This window comes from Paraburkholderia sp. BL25I1N1 (assembly GCF_003002025.1).
In the GTDB taxonomy this organism is placed as follows: domain Bacteria; phylum Pseudomonadota; class Gammaproteobacteria; order Burkholderiales; family Burkholderiaceae; genus Paraburkholderia.
On sequence record NZ_PVZB01000006.1, the window covers coordinates 1 to 16,777 of the forward strand.

At 62.4% G+C, this 16,777-nt stretch carries 15 protein-coding genes and 1 pseudogene; 10 read left to right on the plus strand and 6 right to left on the minus strand.

Annotated features, from left to right (window positions below):
* Window positions 1-102 precede the first annotated feature (102 nt).
* Window positions 103-231: pseudogene (locus tag B0G73_RS10615) on the minus strand (lipocalin family protein); the annotation flags it as partial.
* Between the two features lie 151 nt (window positions 232-382).
* Window positions 383-1,372: a LysR family transcriptional regulator gene (locus B0G73_RS10620; protein WP_106280463.1), complete on the minus strand. Its 990-nt coding sequence runs from the start codon at window positions 1,370-1,372 to the stop codon at window positions 383-385.
* 201 nt (window positions 1,373-1,573) lie between these two features.
* Here B0G73_RS10620 and B0G73_RS10625 point away from each other — a divergent pair, with 201 nt between their 5' ends.
* The 3 genes from B0G73_RS10625 (at window position 1,574) to B0G73_RS10635 (ending at window position 5,836) form a co-directional block, all read left to right on the plus strand.
* Window positions 1,574-3,742, plus strand: coding sequence for an FUSC family protein (locus B0G73_RS10625; RefSeq protein ID WP_106280465.1), 2,169 nt, complete (start codon window positions 1,574-1,576; stop codon window positions 3,740-3,742).
* A 171-nt stretch (window positions 3,743-3,913) separates the two neighbouring features.
* A complete protein-coding gene (locus B0G73_RS10630; protein ID WP_106280467.1) occupies window positions 3,914-4,129 on the plus strand; it encodes a hypothetical protein in 216 nt (71 codons plus the stop codon).
* Between the two features lie 192 nt (window positions 4,130-4,321).
* On the plus strand, window positions 4,322-5,836 hold the full coding sequence (locus B0G73_RS10635; RefSeq protein WP_106280468.1) for an acetyl-CoA hydrolase/transferase family protein: 1,515 nt from the start codon (window positions 4,322-4,324) through the stop codon (window positions 5,834-5,836).
* A gap of 72 nt (window positions 5,837-5,908) precedes the next feature.
* On the opposite strand, the gene B0G73_RS10640 is transcribed toward B0G73_RS10635, so the two are convergent.
* Entirely contained in the window at window positions 5,909-6,163 is a 255-nt protein-coding gene (locus tag B0G73_RS10640; RefSeq protein WP_007176844.1) for a GlsB/YeaQ/YmgE family stress response membrane protein, read from the minus strand.
* Window positions 6,164-6,324: 161 nt separating this feature from the next.
* The gene (locus tag B0G73_RS10645) at window positions 6,325-7,032 is read right to left on the minus strand and encodes an MgtC/SapB family protein (RefSeq protein WP_106280470.1); all 708 of its coding nucleotides are present in this window, start codon (window positions 7,030-7,032) and stop codon (window positions 6,325-6,327) included.
* Window positions 7,033-7,694: 662 nt separating this feature from the next.
* Here B0G73_RS10645 and B0G73_RS10650 point away from each other — a divergent pair.
* The gene (locus B0G73_RS10650; RefSeq protein WP_106280472.1) at window positions 7,695-8,219 is read left to right on the plus strand and encodes a hypothetical protein; all 525 of its coding nucleotides are present in this window, start codon (window positions 7,695-7,697) and stop codon (window positions 8,217-8,219) included.
* 28 nt (window positions 8,220-8,247) lie between these two features.
* Here B0G73_RS10650 and B0G73_RS10655 read toward each other — a convergent pair whose 3' ends face one another.
* Window positions 8,248-9,411: a metallophosphoesterase gene (locus B0G73_RS10655; protein ID WP_106280474.1), complete on the minus strand. Its 1,164-nt coding sequence runs from the start codon at window positions 9,409-9,411 to the stop codon at window positions 8,248-8,250.
* Between the two features lie 389 nt (window positions 9,412-9,800).
* Between B0G73_RS10655 and B0G73_RS10660 the strand changes: the two genes are divergently transcribed.
* Window positions 9,801-10,121, plus strand: a complete 321-nt coding sequence (locus B0G73_RS10660; RefSeq protein WP_106280475.1) for a hypothetical protein — start codon at window positions 9,801-9,803, stop codon at window positions 10,119-10,121.
* Window positions 10,122-10,150: 29 nt separating this feature from the next.
* Here B0G73_RS10660 and B0G73_RS10665 read toward each other — a convergent pair whose 3' ends face one another.
* Entirely contained in the window at window positions 10,151-10,735 is a 585-nt protein-coding gene (locus B0G73_RS10665; RefSeq protein WP_106280477.1) for a malonic semialdehyde reductase, read from the minus strand.
* 155 nt (window positions 10,736-10,890) lie between these two features.
* On the opposite strand from B0G73_RS10665, the gene B0G73_RS10670 reads away from it, so the two are divergent.
* The 5 genes from B0G73_RS10670 to yjfF all read left to right on the plus strand — a co-directional run bounded on the left by B0G73_RS10670 (window position 10,891) and on the right by yjfF (window position 16,766).
* Window positions 10,891-11,502 carry an alpha-ketoglutarate-dependent dioxygenase AlkB gene (locus tag B0G73_RS10670; protein WP_106280479.1) on the plus strand — a complete coding sequence of 204 codons (612 nt, stop codon included), beginning with the start codon at window positions 10,891-10,893 and terminating at the stop codon, window positions 11,500-11,502.
* 333 nt (window positions 11,503-11,835) lie between these two features.
* Entirely contained in the window at window positions 11,836-12,822 is a 987-nt protein-coding gene (locus B0G73_RS10675; RefSeq protein WP_106280480.1) for an ABC transporter substrate-binding protein, read from the plus strand.
* 214 nt (window positions 12,823-13,036) lie between these two features.
* Complete coding sequence (locus B0G73_RS10680) at window positions 13,037-14,644, plus strand: sugar ABC transporter ATP-binding protein (RefSeq protein ID WP_106280482.1); 1,608 nt, start codon at window positions 13,037-13,039, stop codon at window positions 14,642-14,644.
* The gene (locus B0G73_RS10685) at window positions 14,641-15,672 is read left to right on the plus strand and encodes an ABC transporter permease (protein WP_106280483.1); all 1,032 of its coding nucleotides are present in this window, start codon (window positions 14,641-14,643) and stop codon (window positions 15,670-15,672) included. Before B0G73_RS10680 ends, B0G73_RS10685 begins: the two co-directional genes overlap by 4 nt.
* Complete coding sequence (yjfF, locus tag B0G73_RS10690) at window positions 15,669-16,766, plus strand: galactofuranose ABC transporter, permease protein YjfF (RefSeq protein ID WP_106280485.1); 1,098 nt, start codon at window positions 15,669-15,671, stop codon at window positions 16,764-16,766. The genes B0G73_RS10685 and yjfF overlap by 4 nt, the downstream gene beginning before the upstream one ends.
* Window positions 16,767-16,777 lie beyond the last annotated feature (11 nt).

Below are 16,777 nucleotides of genomic sequence, written 5' to 3' on the forward strand. Positions count from 1 at the left end.
GCCCTTACGCGTCCGTCTCGCTACTGTCGCTATCTCAGGTGACAAAGTAGTCTCCACCACTCGTTTGGTGGGGCCCACTGTGTCCACTTTGGCGCCGTCGGTCTAGACGGTGCTCGCGCAACGCTTACGCGCTTTCGCGTAGCCCGTCAGTTCCAGATACGCCCGGCCCACATCCACACCTTCGCGGTTCACCCGCACTGCGCCTTCCCAGTACACCGCGCCCGTCGATTGGCCGGGTACAGGATGCGATGCTTCGCCATGGGCGGCGCACCCTGCTCAAAAGGATAGATCTCCACGAACCGGGTCCAGACCAGTTCAGGCTGGGTCGGAACTTCAACGGACTCCACGTCAGAGCAGGGCTTAAACATAGGCGTAAGACTACTCAAAGTTTATGCGCCACCTCATGTCCGGTTTTCATCGGAGCCGGCCCGTCGGCCTGCGCTTCTCCGACTTCCGCGAGCAGCGCCTCATCGCGTGCGATGACTTTCGGCAGATGGGTGCGCAGGAACTCAACCCAGGTCCGCGTCTTCGCGTCGATGAACTTACGCGACGGATACAGCGCGTAAACATGCATCTTCTGCGCGGTATAGTCCGGCAACACGCGCACTAGCGTGCCGTCACGCAATCCGGAAATGGCGGCGTACAGCGGCACCATGCCAATGCCCATCCCTTCGCGAATTGCGACAATCAGCGATTCGGCGATGTTCACGTGCACCGGCCCATTCACCTCCATCATTTCGCTGCCGTTCGGCCCATCGAGCACCCACTCGTGCGGCGGAAACGCCGGTGTGTGGAGGATCAGACATTCGTGGTGCGCCAGATCGGCGGGCTGCTGCGGCGCGCCGTGTGCGCGCACATACGCGGGCGACGCGCACATGATGCTAAAAGTCGTCCCCAGCGGAAGCGACACAAGCTCCGAATCAGGCAAGGTGGAAGCGCCGATCACCGCGACATCGGCGCTACCTTCGAAAAGATCCGGCATGCGCTGCGACAATGTCAGCTCGACCGTGACTTCCGGATACAGTGCGCGATAACGCGAAACAGCCGGCAAAACGTAGTGCTGGCCGATGCTGGCAAAGCTGTGCATCCGCAAAGCGCCGCTTGGCCGCTCATGCGCACAACTGGCTTCTTCTTCCGCCGTGTCGACATCTGCCAGTATCTGCTGACATCGTTTCAGATAACGCTCGCCTGCCGTGGTGAGCGCAAGTCGTCGCGTCGAGCGGTTGAGCAGCCGCGTGCGCAAATGAGCTTCGAGTTCCGAGACCGCGCGGGACATGGCGCCGGTCGTTGAATTGAGCGACTGAGCGGCGGCGGTAAAACTACCGGCTTCGACCACGCGCACGAACACTCGCATATTTTGTAACGTATCCATCGATCCTTCCATTTCACGGCTTATGCCGTATTGTCCGCCTGTCCCGGATGCGCATTGTTGTTCATTCTGGAACGGACGTTCCGCAGCCGTCCTCTTAATGCGCACATAGCATGCTCCTACAATCGGCGGCTTGCGTGCCGGTGTCCGCAGTATTCCCGCCGGTGCTTCCTTAAGCGACCAACCGGGGCGCCCAGATTTCAGATGAAACGCGAACATGCGATCGAACCGACGGCGGATTCCCGCCGGCAGTGGGGCCGCATGTTGCAAATGCTAAGCCCGGCCGTCCGGGACTGGGCGGCCGGCGAGAGTCTGATCTGGCCGCATCTGCTGAAAACCGTTACAGCGGGCTTGCTGGCGCTGGGCATTGCGATGCTGCTGGATCTGCCGCAGCCGCGCATTGCGATGACCACCGTGTTCGTGCTGATGCAGCCGTTCAGCGGCATGGTGCTGGCCAAGAGTTTCTACCGGATTCTCGGGACTGCGGCGGGCACGGTCGCCGCGCTGGTGCTCGGCGCGCTGTTCGTCCAGCAGCCCGAGTTGTATATGCTCGGCATGATCGGCTGGGTGAGCGCCTGCATTGCGGCAGCGGTCCGGTATCGGCATTTCAGATGGTACGGCTTTGTGCTCGCGGGTTATACCGCTGCGCTGATCGGCATCCCGAACGTCACAGTGCCTCACGACCTGTTCCTGGCGGCGCTCACGCGCGCGGCGGAAGTGGCGGTCGGCATCGTGTCTTCGAGCGCGGTGAGTGCGCTGATCGTGCCGCAGCGGTCCAGCCTCGCACTGCGGCGCGCGCTACAAATCCGGTACGGAAATTTTACTGCGTTCGCTGCCGACGTGTTGGCTCGCGGCATCAAGCGGGGCCAGTTCGAGCGGCGCTTCGCGAATCTCGTCGACGAGATCGTCGGGTTCGAGGCGACGCGTACTTTTGCCGCCTTCGAAGACCCGGCCATGCGTTCACGCAGTCAGCATCTCGGTCGTCTGAACGGCGAGTTCATGGATGCCTGTGCGCGGCTGCATGCGCTGCATCAACTGCTCAAGCGGCTACATGCGAACGGCTCGGCGCCGATCGTCGCGGCGATCAAGCCGTATTTCGACGAGCTGGCCGCGCTCATGGCGCCGCAGTTCGAGGCCGCGGTGGATGCATCGCGCATGGCCGCCCGTTTGCAACATTTCCAGGCGAGCCTGCCGAGGCGTGTGCGTGAAACGAGACGGCCGCTGGAAGCCGCGCCCGCCGAATCGCTGGCGGACTTCGATACGGCGGCGGAACTGCTGTACCGGTTCGTCGACGAATGGATCCGCTACTCGCGGACCTACGCATCCGTGACGCAGCGAAAGTGTGACGACAGCCATCCGCGAACGAAAAGCCGCTATGTGAGCAAAACCAACACCTTTGTCGTTGCGCTGACGTTTATCCGCTCGGCTGTGGTGATGGCGATCGCGGGCTGGTTCTGGTTCATGACCGACTGGCCGAGCGGCGGCCTTGCGGTGATCGGCGCGGCGCTGGCATGCGCGCTGACATCGACTGCGCCGAACCCGTCGAAGATGGCCGTGCAGATGGCCGTCGGCGCGGTGCTGGCCACCGTGACCGGCTACGTGTTCACGTGCTACGTATATCCGAATATCGACGGCTTTCCGCTGCTGTGCGCGACGCTGGCGCCGGTGCTCGCGCTCGGCGCATTCATCGCCACGCGCAAGCTGGCGGCCAGATACGGGATCGGTTTCTCGGTGTTCTTCTGCCTGCTCGCCGGACCCGACAACGTCGTCACTTACGCGCCGGATCTGCTGATCAACAACGGCATCGCGTTGAGCGCGTCGATGCTGTTGGCGGCGCTCGTTTTCGCGGTGGTTTTTCCGGCCGACATGCCCTGGCTCATCGGGAAAATCATGGGCGATTTACGCGCGCAAGTCGTATTCGCGTGCAAGGACGCACTGCCGGGTCTCAATCAACGCTTTCAGTCGAGCACGCACGACCTGACTTCACAGTTGCGCATGCTATTGACGCGACGCTCCCGCCGCCGCCGCGATGCGTTGCGCTGGACACTCGCGACGCTCGAAGTCGGCCACGCCGTGATCGACCTGCGCAACGAAATGGCGCGCGCCGACTACGTGCAGGCTCTTCATCCGCGCTGGACCAGCACCGTGGAGCATACGCGCGACGATCTCGCGCGGCTGTTCGAGCGGCCCGACGCGCGTGGTCTCGAGCAAGCGCTGCTGTCCGTGCGCGCGGCCACGTGGCTTGCGCAGGACGTGCTGCAAATGGTTCATGCCGATCGCGACAAGCGTCACGACCTGCAGCGCATCCTGAGTTGCCTGCACTTCATCCGCACGGCGTTGCTCGACAAGGACGCGCCGTTCAACCCGCATTGACCGATGCACGCGGCGACGGATTCTGTGCAGCGATCCTTCTGCAAGATGGAAGGATCACTTCCGGACCGCCCCATTTATCCGCGGGACAGGCAGCCATATAGTTTCATCACTGCCCCACGGTTTCCCCAACGGGTTTCCCGCGAGGCAGCACCGTAAGTCCTGGAGAACGAAATGAATGCGTTGAAGATTGCCCTGATTGCCTGCTCTTTGTCCGCCGTCGTCGCTCACGCGCAAACGGCGCCGGCCGCCCCGGAACAACAGGTTGCCCAAGCGAATGCGCAGCGCGCGAAGAATGCCGAAACGCAAAGCCGCAGCACCACACCGGCAATCAAAGCTGACGAGTGCGTCGGGCCTGTGAGCTTCTGCAACATCTACTTTGGCAGCTAGGCCGCGCCACTCGTTATATCTGACGTATGTGCAAGACCTGTCGCGAACGTTCGACGCGCGACGAATCACTTGACCGCGACCGCGTCCGATCGTGACGCCGCGGCGGGTGCGACAATCCGGCTACCGAGCGAAGCACACCGCAGACGTGCGCACTGGTAGTCTGGACGGGTGACTATGGAGAGACCCAGTTTCATGTACCAAGACCGGATTCGCTGCGCTGAGTTGCGCGCAAAAATCACTTCAGCCGCCGAGGCGGCGCTTCTGATTCAGGACGGTATGTGTGTCGGCGCGAGCGGCTTCACGCGCGCTGGCGATGCCAAAGCAGTCCCCGTTGCGCTTGCCGAGCGCGCCCGTCAGGAAGGCAAGCCGCTGCGCATTACGTTGATGACCGGTGCGTCGCTGGGTCACGACGTGGACCGCACGCTCACCGAGGCGCAAGTGTTGGCGCGCCGCTTGCCGTTTCAGGTGGACAAGACGCTGCGCGACGCGATCAATCGCGGCGAAGTCATGTTCGTCGATCAACATTTGTCTGAAACGGTCGAGATGCTGCGCGCGAACCAGCTCGGCAAACTCGATATCGCCATTATCGAAGCCACCGCGATCACCGAGACCGGCGGCATCGTGCCGACCACCTCGGTGGGCAACTCGGCGAGCTTCGCGATTCTCGCCGACAAGGTGATCGTCGAGATCAATCTTGCGCAACCGCTCGCGCTCGAGGGACTGCACGACATCTGGATTCCGGGCCCCAGGCCGAACCGCGAGCCGCTGCCGATCGTCCGTCCGCAAGACCGGGTCGGCACGCCGGCTATCGAGATTCCGCGCGAGAAAATCGCGGCGATCGTCATCACCAATATGGCCGACAGTTCGTCCACCGTGTTGCCGGCGGATGCCGAGACCGAATCGATCGCGGGTCATCTGATAGAGTTTTTCCAGCACGAAGTATCGCGCGGGCGCATGCCCAAACGCTTGCCGCCGTTGCAGGCCGGCATCGGCACGATTGCCAATGCCGTGCTGGCTGGTTTCGTCGATTCACCGTTCGACGCCTTCGAAATTTACTCAGAGGTACTGCAGGATTCGACTTTCGATCTGATGGATGCCGGCAAGGTGACGTTCGCCTCCGGCGCGTCGATCACGTTGTCGGCCGCGCGCCAGGTGCAGGTGTTCAGCGAACTCGAACGCTATCGCGATCGACTTGTTCTGCGGCCGCAAGAAGTCAGCAACCATCCTGAAGTGATCCGCCGGCTCGGATTAATCGCGTTGAATACCGCGCTCGAATTCGACATCTATGGCAACGTGAATTCGACACACGTGGGCGGCACGCACATGATGAACGGCATCGGCGGTTCGGGCGACTTTGCGCGCAACGCGTCGTGCGCGATCTTCGCGACCAAGTCGATGGCGAAGGGCGGCCGCATTTCGAGCATCGTGCCGATGGTGCCGCATTGCGATCACAACGAACACGACGTGGACGTGGTCGTGACGGAGCAGGGACTCGCCGACTTGCGCGGTCTCGCGCCGCGGGAACGCGCAACGTTGATCATCGACAATTGCGTGCATCCGCTGTATCGCGATCTGTTGCGCGACTACTATAGGGAAGCATTGAAGGGAGGCGGGCAAACGCCGCATCAGTTGGATCAGGCTTTCGCCTGGCATACGCGGCTGCGGGACACCGGCTCGATGTTGCCGGCGGTGGAGACAAGGCTTTAAACGCGGGTTGTCGGATCAAACCGGCGTCAGGTGGCATTCGCCTCTGACGCCGAAAGACATCAGGTGCTACGCTCAGGTGCCTCGTCGAATGAGGCGGATAAGAAACAATAGAATGACCGCGCCGATCACCGCCGTGATGATCGAGCCGATCCAGCCGCCGCCCAGCGAAATGTGCAGAACGCCGGCGAGCCAGCCGCCGATAAACGCGCCGACAATCCCGACGATGATGTCGACGATCAGGCCGAAGCCGCCGCCCTTGACGAGCACGCCTGCCAGCCAGCCAGCGATCGCGCCGATGATGAGCCATGCAATGATGCCGTGTTCCATAATCGAGACTCCCTAGTTGAGTGTGAAAAATTCACGGTGACAGAGCTTAGTCGATGGTTATGGGACAGTCCATATTCAGGACGCGGAATTAACATTGTCTAAATCTATTGCAGAACAAGTGTAGACGATGCGCGCGCAGATAGGGAACTTACACGTCACGCTTACTCCGGCGTCGGCTCCGCTTCTCTGGCCGTCCAACTGACGCTGGAAACGCTCTTTTCCATGCTGAGGCGGCTGGCCATCTGTTCGAGCTTCGACTGATCCTTGGGATGCATCTTCAACGTTGCCGTAACGCGAATGCGTCCTGGGTCGTTTTCAACGTCCTCGCTCGTCAGGCTTTGAAACGACAGCGGCGTCGAATACATGGAGTTGGAGACGGCGGTACGAATGTGGATCTCGTCGGCTTCCCGGCAGACGATCGTCAACACATATTCGCGTACGAGGTCGGCGTTCGATACCGGCGTCGCGTTGATCGTGCGGCTGACTTCGCGCAGCACGGTATTGGTCAACAGCACGACGAGGGTGCCGGCGAGCGCCGGCCCGTAATGACCCGCGCCGCACAAAACGCCCACCGCGGCCGAGCACCACAAGGTTGCCGCAGTGTTGATTCCCTGGATAGAACCCTTGTCGCGCATGATCACGCCGCCGCCGAGAAAGCCGACGCCCGAGACCACATAGGCGGCGATCTGGGTGATGCCGGCCGTGCCGTTGCCGGTCAGTACGCCGAGCGTGACGAACAGGCACGCGCCGCTCGCGACCAGCGTGATGGTGCGCAGGCCGGCATTGCGCTGACGTATTTGCCGTTCGAGGCCGATCGCGACGCCGCAGGCGAAGGCGGCGAGAAGCCGCCAGACGAATTCAATGGTCATCGGTAAGCAAGGTTGAGGCGCAAAACTGCACAGTGTGAACCGTACACGTGACAGCAGCACGTCCGTCTCCATGGGACGCGGGCGCGTTCAGGCGTGGCGCAGCGCGAACGAACGGTTCACGGCGCCGACAGTCGAGCAAGGTCGGCACGGCATGGAGCCGTGCGGCACTTCACTGCAACTTACTGGCAATTTCGCTGGTAAAAAGTGGGTATCAACGACGTGCACCGCCGGCCCGAAGGCAAGACGGCGACAGGCAAAGACTGGCGCGGAAATCTTGCCGATCAGGCGATCGGGCGAATCGAAGCTCGACGGGTACTACTGCTACTGTCCAAGATCGGGATTCCGGGTAAATAAACTGGGCGGATTTTAGGCATCTCTGCAAAGGTAAGTCAAGTCGCGACGGAGCGAGGCGGCGAATGAATTGCATGCCATCTTTGGGGAAGTTTCCGCATGCATGGGAGAGCTATTCCTACATAAATACGGACTCCGAATATTGACGGTAGCCGTCCCGGAAAACACACTGTCTGCATCATCCGGAACACGTCGCGCGGCCTTGGCGCTCAAATGCGCAGTCTTATTTGTCGGGGTTTTCGCTCTTGCAGCGTTGCGCCGTGATCCGCACGACGTCGTTATTTCCGCCGCTCATCCGAATCGAGGAATCTATGAAAGTTAAAGCTCTTGGCGTCATCGCCGGCGCGTTGATCGCTGCCGCTCCGCTCGTGTCGTCAGCCGCAGCTCTGCCGGCGCCGTTCGAAGGCAGCAGCACGCTGCAGGCAGACGGTGTCGTGAAGTCGGTCGATCAGGCTAACCATTCGGTCACTGTGCTCGACGCGCAAGGCGGTGAAGCGTCATTCACCATTACCGACACGCGCAATCTCGGGCAGATCAGGCAAGGCGGCAAGGTGCACATCCGCATGATGCGCAATGCCGTGATCAGCGTCACGCAGAGCGCGAACGGTCAAGCGGCAGCGGCTCAGATTGCCCAGTCGAACACGGTGCAGAGCGTGCACGCCCGGGTCGAGTCCATCGACCACGTTTCCGGCATCATGGCGCTCAAAGACCCGAATGGATCCCTGTTTCATATCCAGGGCCGCGATCCCGCCAAGATCACCGGCGTGACACCGGGTATGCAAGTGGTGGTGGCGTTCGCACCGCAAGTGAGCGTGGCTGTGGCGCCCGCGCAGTAACGGGCGCCTTGATCGGACCTGTCGGGCCTTAATCGGGCTCGCCGGGTATGAGGCGCAAGCGCGTGATTTCGGAAGGTGCGCCCAGGCGCTTCGGCGGTCCCCAGTAGCCCGTGCCGCGGCTCGTGTACACCCACAGTCCATTCAGCCGCGCGAGGCCGGCGGTGAACGGCTGCTGAAGGCGCACGAAGAAATTCCACGGAAAGAACTGGCCGCCATGCGTGTGGCCGGATAGCTGCAGCGTGAAGCCGGCTGCGGCGGCGGCTTCGGCTGAGCGCGGCTGGTGGGCGAGCAGCACCTTGATCAGTACGTCGCCGGGTGCGCCGGCCAGCGCCGCGACTGGATCACTGCGGTGCGCTGGATCGTGATGGCCCGCTGAATAATCGGTCACGCCGGCGATCACGGCACGTGCGCCGTCGTGATCCACGATCACGTGCTCGTTCAGCAGGACGTTCAATCCCAGGCGCCGGAATTCGTCGATCCACGCGTTGGCGCCGGCGTAATACTCGTGATTGCCGGTAACGAGAAAAGCGCCATGGCGTGCGCTCAACCGTGACAGCGGCTGCGTATGGTTGGTCAGTTGCGGCACGCTGCCGTCCACGACATCGCCGGTGACAGCGATCAGATCCGGCTTGAGGCGATTCACCGCGTCGACGATTGCATCGACATAGCGTCGTTTGATAGTCGGGCCGACGTGAATATCGCTGATCTGCACGATCGTGAAGCCGTCGAGCGCGGCGGGCAAATCGTCGATGGGCACTTCGATCGTCACCACCTTGGCGCGGCGGCGAGCGTTGAACAGGCCGACGAGCGTGGAAAGCAGCGCGAGCAGCGGCACAGCCGCGGCGGAGCTGGTTCGCCAGTGCGGGATGGCAATGGTGTTCGGCCAGATTGCATCGACGGTAAGGAGCGAAGCGAGCACGAGGTCGCGCGCGAATGTCAGGACCAGCAGCGACGAGAAGAAGCCCATCGCCAGCAGGCCGACCCATGCGAGCCGGTCGCCCAGTGGTTGTTGTTTGATCGTGCGCGCCAGCATGCCGAGCGGAATCAGAAAGATCGACAGCACGAGCCACAGCGCGCACAGCCAGCGGCCGGTCATGTCGATCGGCATGTCCGGTATCAGACGCAAGCCCACGTAGATATGCAGGAGAATGCCAATCAGGATGAAACGAACAAGAAACGATGAGCGGCGCATAGAGAGGATCAGGGCGGGAAGGGGCCGGCACACGGCGGAGCCGCGGCGGCTCGTCGACCGCGGCAATGCCGTGGCGAACGAGCCGATCCATTCTACCGAGATGTGCAACGGCCTGCCGGTCGCGCCAAATTGACGCCGCTATGGCAAAACGTCAAAGGCTAACAGGCACGCGCACGGTATTGCATTGCAGCAACCCAAGCGGCTGAGGGTAGGCCGTTCAGGCTGCCGATATGTTCGAATTAAATGGGCTTTGAATTGTGGTCGGGCGTGGACTATTCTCAAATAGAACCGGCTTGTATCGCAGTCAGGGCAAAGGCCACAGCGAGGGCCCGCGCAGTCCGCTCGCGGTTCGTACTGTCGCCGGCAGAGGGCAAAGCAGGGAGGCACATATGAAGCTGATCAGATCAGGCAACCCGTTCCGCCACGCGCATCACGTCGGATATGAGGGCAGCCACGTCATGCTGCCACTCGTGGTCATTTCGGTAATGGCGATCGGCTTGTACTTCGGCGTGCGCAACATCGATTTTTCCGAGTTGGGCAAAAGCGCGCTGTTCTATGTCGTCATGCTTAGCGTCGCTCTCGGCATCGCGGGATTGTTCGGCGTCGTGGGGGCCTGGGTGCGGTCCAACGGCGACGAAGCCGAAGAGGGCTTCTGCTTCATCGGCGCGTTGATCGGCGCCGTGGTTTTCTACGTGGCGATCTTGACTTGACCGCGCAAGGACGTGCCGGGCACCCTGTGTCAGACGATCCGCGCGGCCTCGTCGAAAGCGAAGCGCGGGCTGCGCGGGAACAGTTTCGACAGGTCGCCGTAGCCCAGATTAATCAGAAAGTTCGACTTCACGGTGGTGCCGGCAAAGAACGCTTCGTCAACCTTGGCGGCATCAAACCCTGACATTGGGCCCGTGTCCAGGCCGAGCGCGCGCGCGGCGAGAATCAGATAGCCGCCTTGCAGCGTCGAATTGCGAAATGCCGTGTCGGCGATCGCCTTCTCGTTACCGGCAAACCAGCTGCGTGCATCGGCATGCGGAAACAGCTTCGGCAGGTGCTCGTAAAACGCCATATCCATGCCGACGATCGCCGTGACCGGCGCTGCCATCGTCTTCTCGAGATTGCCTGGCGACAAAGCCGGGCGCAGTTTTTCCTTGCCCTCCTGCGTTCTGACAAAGACGAAGCGGCCCGGACTCGAATTGGCCGATGTCGGGCCGAGCAGCACGAGTTCGATGAGTTGCTTGAGCACGGCGTCGTCGACCGGTTTTTGCTGCCAGCCGTTATGCGTGCGCGCTTCGCGGAAAAGCTGATTGAGCGCCTGGTCGGAAAGAAGCATTTGAGGGTTCCTTGAAGGTGACGTGTGCGAAATGAAAAGGACGGCGCCGGATCAAACCGCAAGCTACGCGAGTAGCGTCGTTATCGTTGCCGCCATAATAGCCAAGGTTCTCATCCAGTCGCGCTTTGTGCGCGCGATTGTACTCAGGCATTCTCATGACGGATCTTTTTGCGGATTTTTCTGATGCTCTGCCGACGCCCCACGTCGACTGGTATCCCGATTGGCTGTCGTCTGAAGCGGCGGCACGGGCCTTGACGCACCTCATCGACGAGGTCGAATGGCGTCAGGACATGATGGGCACGCCTGCCGGGCGTGTGCCGTTGCCACGGCTGACCGCCTGGCAAGGCGAGCCTGACGCCGTCTATGTCTACTCGGGTATTCGCAACGTGCCACAGGCCTGGACGCCGACCGTCGCCGAACTGAAGTCCGCTGTGGAGTCGATTTGCGACGCGCATTTTAATAGCGTGCTGATCAACCGCTACCGAAGCGGCACGGACAGCATGGGCTGGCATGCGGATCGCGAGCCCGAACTCGGCACGCATCCGGTGATTGCCTCGGTGAGCCTGGGTGTCGCTCGCACGTTCGATCTGCGGCACAACAAGACCGGCGTCGTGCAGTCTTTTTCGCTGAAAGGCGGCAGCTTGCTGGTGATGAAGGGCGACACGCAGGCCGAGTGGCGGCACCGGGTGCCCAAAGAGCCGCGAGTGGCGGGCGAACGCATCAACCTGACGTTTCGATGGGTGACGCCGCGTGCGGATGTTCGCTAATGCGTGGCGTGCATTGGGCGAGTGCGGTTGCGCCGCGGAGCCGACCAAGCCGACCAAACCCGAAGCCACCAGGTCACGGAACACGTAAGCGCATAAAAAAGCGCAAACGCGGTAACGCCAGGCAACGCGTCCAAGCCACATCAACATCACGCCCCGCGACCACCCACAACCGCCAGACGCGCTATACCAAAATTGATATCGCCGACGCGAATCATATGATTGGACGGTTAACGCCCTACACACTACGCTACATCACGATCCACGCACCGTGAGGGCCGCAACGGCTGGGCGGATTCGATGGGTCGCCTACACAACAACGATCAGGAGACAGTCATGGCGAATACACGACGCGCCGCATGTCGTGCGTTGGGCGCGCTCGCACTTTGCGCGGGCTTCGGTGCGCTGACGCTGGCCACGCCGGGCGCTTACGCGCAGGACAAACAGATCACGCTGGGTTTTGCGCAGGTCGGCGCGGAAAGCGCATGGCGCACCGCCAACACGGAGTCGGTCAAGTCCGCGGCGGCCGACGCGAAGATCAAGCTCAAATTCTCCGACGCCCAGCAGAAGCAGGAAAACCAGATCAAGGCGATCCGCTCCTACATCGCGCAAAAAGTCGACGTGATTGCGTTTTCGCCGGTCGTCGAGTCGGGCTGGGAACCAGTACTGCGCGAGGCTAAAGCCGCGAAAATTCCGGTGATTCTCACCGATCGCAACATCGATACGAAAGACCCCTCGCTCTATGTGACGATGATCGGATCGGACTTCCTGGAAGAAGGCCGGCGCGGTGGTCATTGGCTCGCGGATCACTACAAGAACGACCAAGGCCCGGTCAACATCGCTGAACTTCAGGGCACGGTCGGATCGGCGCCCGCCAACGACCGGCACTCGGGTCTCCTCGAAGTGATCAAGAACGATCCCAAGTACAAGATCATTGCGTCGCAAAGCGGCGACTTCACGCTCGCCGGCGGCAAGCAGGTCATGGAAGCGTTTATAAAGACATATGGAAATAAAATAAATGTAGTTTATGCGCATAACGACGATATGGCGCTCGGCGCCATCCAGGCGATGGAAGAGGCCGGCATGCATCCGGGCAAGGACATCATCGTCGTTTCGTTCGATGCGACCAAGGGCGGCTTCCAGGCCATGGCCGCGGGCAAGATGAATGTCGATGTGGAGTGCAGTCCGCTGCTGGGTCCGCAATTGATGTCGGCGGTGAAAGACGTAGTGGCCGGCAAGCAGCTGCCTAAGCGCATCCTGACGGAAGAGACGGTCTTCCCGATGAGTGTCGCCGCGCAGACACTGCCGACGCGCAAGTACTGACGGCAATTGATAAGGCTTCCTGACTGTCAAAAGCGGGCATAGAAACGCGGACCAAAGCGCAACCGGGAAGCGCGGTACCGACACACGAAAAAAGGTTTCTCCAGTGGTGCCTGGCCGTCCGACTGCTTGGGCAGCGGCGGCCTCTTTTCCGCGCACTGCCGGCTTGAGGCCGCTGGAGGCCGCCGAACCACGCACCGCCGATCGAGCGAGGCCTATGACGCATCCCGCATCTGAACCGAACCCGCCGGCCGGCATCATCGGCGCCGCCGCAACCCATGCCGACGGCGCCACGAACCGCGTCGAGCCGATTCTCGCGACCGCCGGCATCAGCAAGACATTTCCTGGCGTGAAGGCGCTGCAGCGGGTCGATTTCCGCCTGTTCCCCGGCGAGATCCACACGTTGATGGGGCAGAACGGCGCGGGCAAATCCACTTTGATCAACGTGCTTACCGGTGTGTTAGCGCCGGACGCCGGCACGATCAGCCTCGGTGGCCAGGTAGTGGCGTTCGCCTCGCCACAGGAAGCTGAAGCGGCCGGCGTGCGCACGCTGTACCAGGAAGTGAATCTCTGCCCGAACCTCTCCGTTGCGGAGAACATTTTTGCGGGGCGGCAGCCACGGCGCTTCGGCGCGATAGATTGGCCCGACATCAAGCGGCGCGCCCAAGCCGCGCTGGCGCGCCTCGACGTGAGTCTCGACGTCACGCGATCGCTCGACGCGTATCCGATCGCCGTGCAGCAGATGGTGGCCATCGCGCGAGCGCTTTCGGTCGACGCGCGCGTGCTGATCCTCGACGAACCGACCTCGAGCCTCGATGACGGTGAGGTCAGCCAGCTTTTCAAAATACTTCGGCATCTTAAGCAATCTGGCATTGCAATTCTGTTCGTCACGCATTTCATCGAACAGACGTACGCCATCTCCGATCGCATCACGGTAATGCGCAACGGCGAGCGCGAAGGTGAATATCTCGCGCGCGATCTGCCGGCCGATCAATTGGTATCGAAGATGGTCGGCCACGAGCGGATGAGCGCACGTTTGCGCGAAGCCGCGCAGGAAGGGCACGACGCGGAAGAAAAACAGGCCGCGCAGACCGGCCAGCCGTTCGTCGAGTTGCGCGGCGTGGGACGGCGCGGCACGCTGCAGCCGATCGATCTCGACGTGCAGCCCGGCCAGATCCTCGGTCTCGCTGGTTTGCTCGGCTCAGGCCGCACGGAAACCGCGCGGCTGCTGTTCGGTGCGGACCGCGCCGACAGCGGCACGATTCTGGTGAAAGGGCGCCCGGTGCGGCTGCGTTCGCCGCGCGACGCGGTGCGCCACGGCATCGGCTATTGCGCGGAAGACCGCAAGAAAGAAGGCATCGTCGCGGAACTGTCGATCCGCGAAAACATTCTGCTGGCCTTGCAGGCGCGGCGCGGCTGGTGGCGCAAGATCAGCCGGCAGCGCGCGCGCGAACTGGCCGATCTATGGATCGAGCGGCTCGGCATTAAGGCCGCGGATGCGGAACAGCCGATCGGCCTGCTGTCCGGCGGCAATCAGCAGAAAGCGCTGCTGGCGCGCTGGCTCGCCACCGATCCCAAACTGCTGATCCTCGACGAACCCACGCGCGGCATCGACGTTGCGGCCAAGTTCGACATCATGGATCGTCTGCTGGCGCTATGCGCGAGCGGTCTGAGCATCCTGTTCATTTCGTCGGAGATCAGCGAGGTGCTGCGCGTGAGCCATCGCGTGGTGGTGTTGCGCGACCGTCGCAAGATCGCCGAAGTGGCCGGCAAGGCGTCGAACGAAGACAATATCTATCGACTCATCGCGGGGAGCGGCGAATGAAGCTATCTAACTGGTTCGTACGCGACGGCGCCGAGCGTCCTTTGATCTGGCCGTGCGTCACGCTGGTGTTGTTGTGCGGGCTGAACCTGTGGGTCAATCCGCATTTTCTGTCGCTGCGCATGCTCGACGGCCATCTGTTCGGCGCGCCGATCGATGTGCTGAATCGTGCCGCGCCGCTGGTGCTCGTCGCGACCGGCATGACGCTGGTGATCGCGACGCGCGGCATCGATATTTCGGTCGGCGCGGTGGTGGCGATCGCGGGCGCCGCCGCGGCCACGATACTCGCAACGCAGCCGGTGCCGACTGGCGGACTGATCGCGCAGGCACTGCTGGCGGCTTTGATCGTCGGCGTGCTGAGCGGCATGTGGAACGGCTTGCTGGTGTCGTTCGTCGGGATGCAGCCGATCATCGCCACCTTGATCCTGATGGTCGCCGGGCGCGGCATCGCGCAATTGCTGACGGCGGGGCAGATCATCCCGATCGGCGCGCCGGGCTATCTGTTTGTAGGCGGCGGTTACTGGCTCGGCGTCCCGTGTTCGGTGTGGATCGCTACGGTGTCGGTGCTGGCAACCGCCGCGCTCGTCGAAGGCACCGCGCTCGGGCTGTTCATTCGCGCGATCGGCGTCAATCCGGTCGCCACGCGTCTGGTCGGCTTGCGCTCCAAGGCGCTCGTTTTCGCGGTGTACGGCTTCTCTGGACTAACCGCGGCGATGGCGGGCATTCTGATCAGCTCGAACGTACGCAGCGCCGACGGCAACAATGCCGGCCTGCTGCTCGAACTGGATGCGATCCTCGCGGTGACGCTCGGCGGCACGTCGCTGCTCGGCGGCCGCTTCAGTCTCGCGGGCACGGTGCTGGGCGCGCTCATCATTCAGACGCTCACGTACACCACCTATTCGATCGGCGTACCGCCGGAAGCCACGCTCGTCGTCAAGGCGGCCGTCGTGCTCGCGGTGAGCGTGATCCAGTCGCCGTCGGCGCGCGCGCTCGGCATGGCGCTTGTCACGCAACGGAGAGTGGCGCGATGAGACGCATCCTCGAAGCCTGGGCTCATATTGTCGATCCGCGCACGCTGCCGATCGCCGTGACGATCCTGTTGTTCTGCGCGCTGTTCGGATTCGGCTCGGTCATGTACACGGGATTCTTCTCGTGGCAAGTGCTGCTCGATCTGCTGGTCGATAACGCGTTCCTGCTGATCGTGGCGATCGGCATGACGTTCGTGATCGTGTCCGGCGGCATCGACCTGTCGGTGGGTTCGGTCGTCGCGCTGACGACCATCGTCGAGGCGGTGCTGTCCGAACATCTGCATTGGCCAGTCTGGGTGATCCTGCCGATCGTGCTGTTGATGGGTACGGTGTTCGGCGCGGTGCAGGGCGCGTTGATTCACTTCTTCCGCTTGCAGGCCTTTATCGTGACGCTGGCAGGCATGTTCTTCGCGCGCGGCTTGTGCTTTCTGATCACGACACAGTCGATCACTATCACCGATCCGACGTTCCAGAAGATCTCGGCGTTTCGCCTCGACATCGGCATCGGCTCGGTGACGGCGAATGTGCTGATCGCATTCGTCACGCTGCTGGCCGCGATTTACGTGGCGCATTTCACGCGCTTCGGACGTAACGTCTACGCGATCGGCGGCAACGCGCGTTCGGCTTTGCTGATGGGCTTGCCGGTGGCGCACACGCGCATCGGCGTGTGTGCGCTGAGCGGTTTCTGTTCGGCGCTCGGCGGCGCGGTCTTCACATTCTATGTGCTGTCGGGTTACGGCTTGCAAGGGCAGGGCATGGAGCTCGATGCGATCGCCGCGACGGTGATCGGCGGCACGCTGCTGACGGGCGGCGTCGGCTATGTGATCGGCTCGCTGTTCGGCGTCGGCATTCTCGGCACGATCCAGACGCTGATCACGTTCGACGGCACGCTCAGTTCGTGGTGGACCCGCATCGTGATCGGCGCCTTGCTGTGCGCGTTCTGCTTATTGCAACGGCTGATCGAGCGTCATGCGAAGTCGGTGGGCCGGCCGGGCGGCACCGGCGCGGTCGTGACCGCGGGACGCGAGCGCGGGCATGCGGACGGCTCGGCGGCGTCGGATTCGCATGTGATCGGGCGCGCGCCGGAACAGGCGTGAACGCGTGCGCC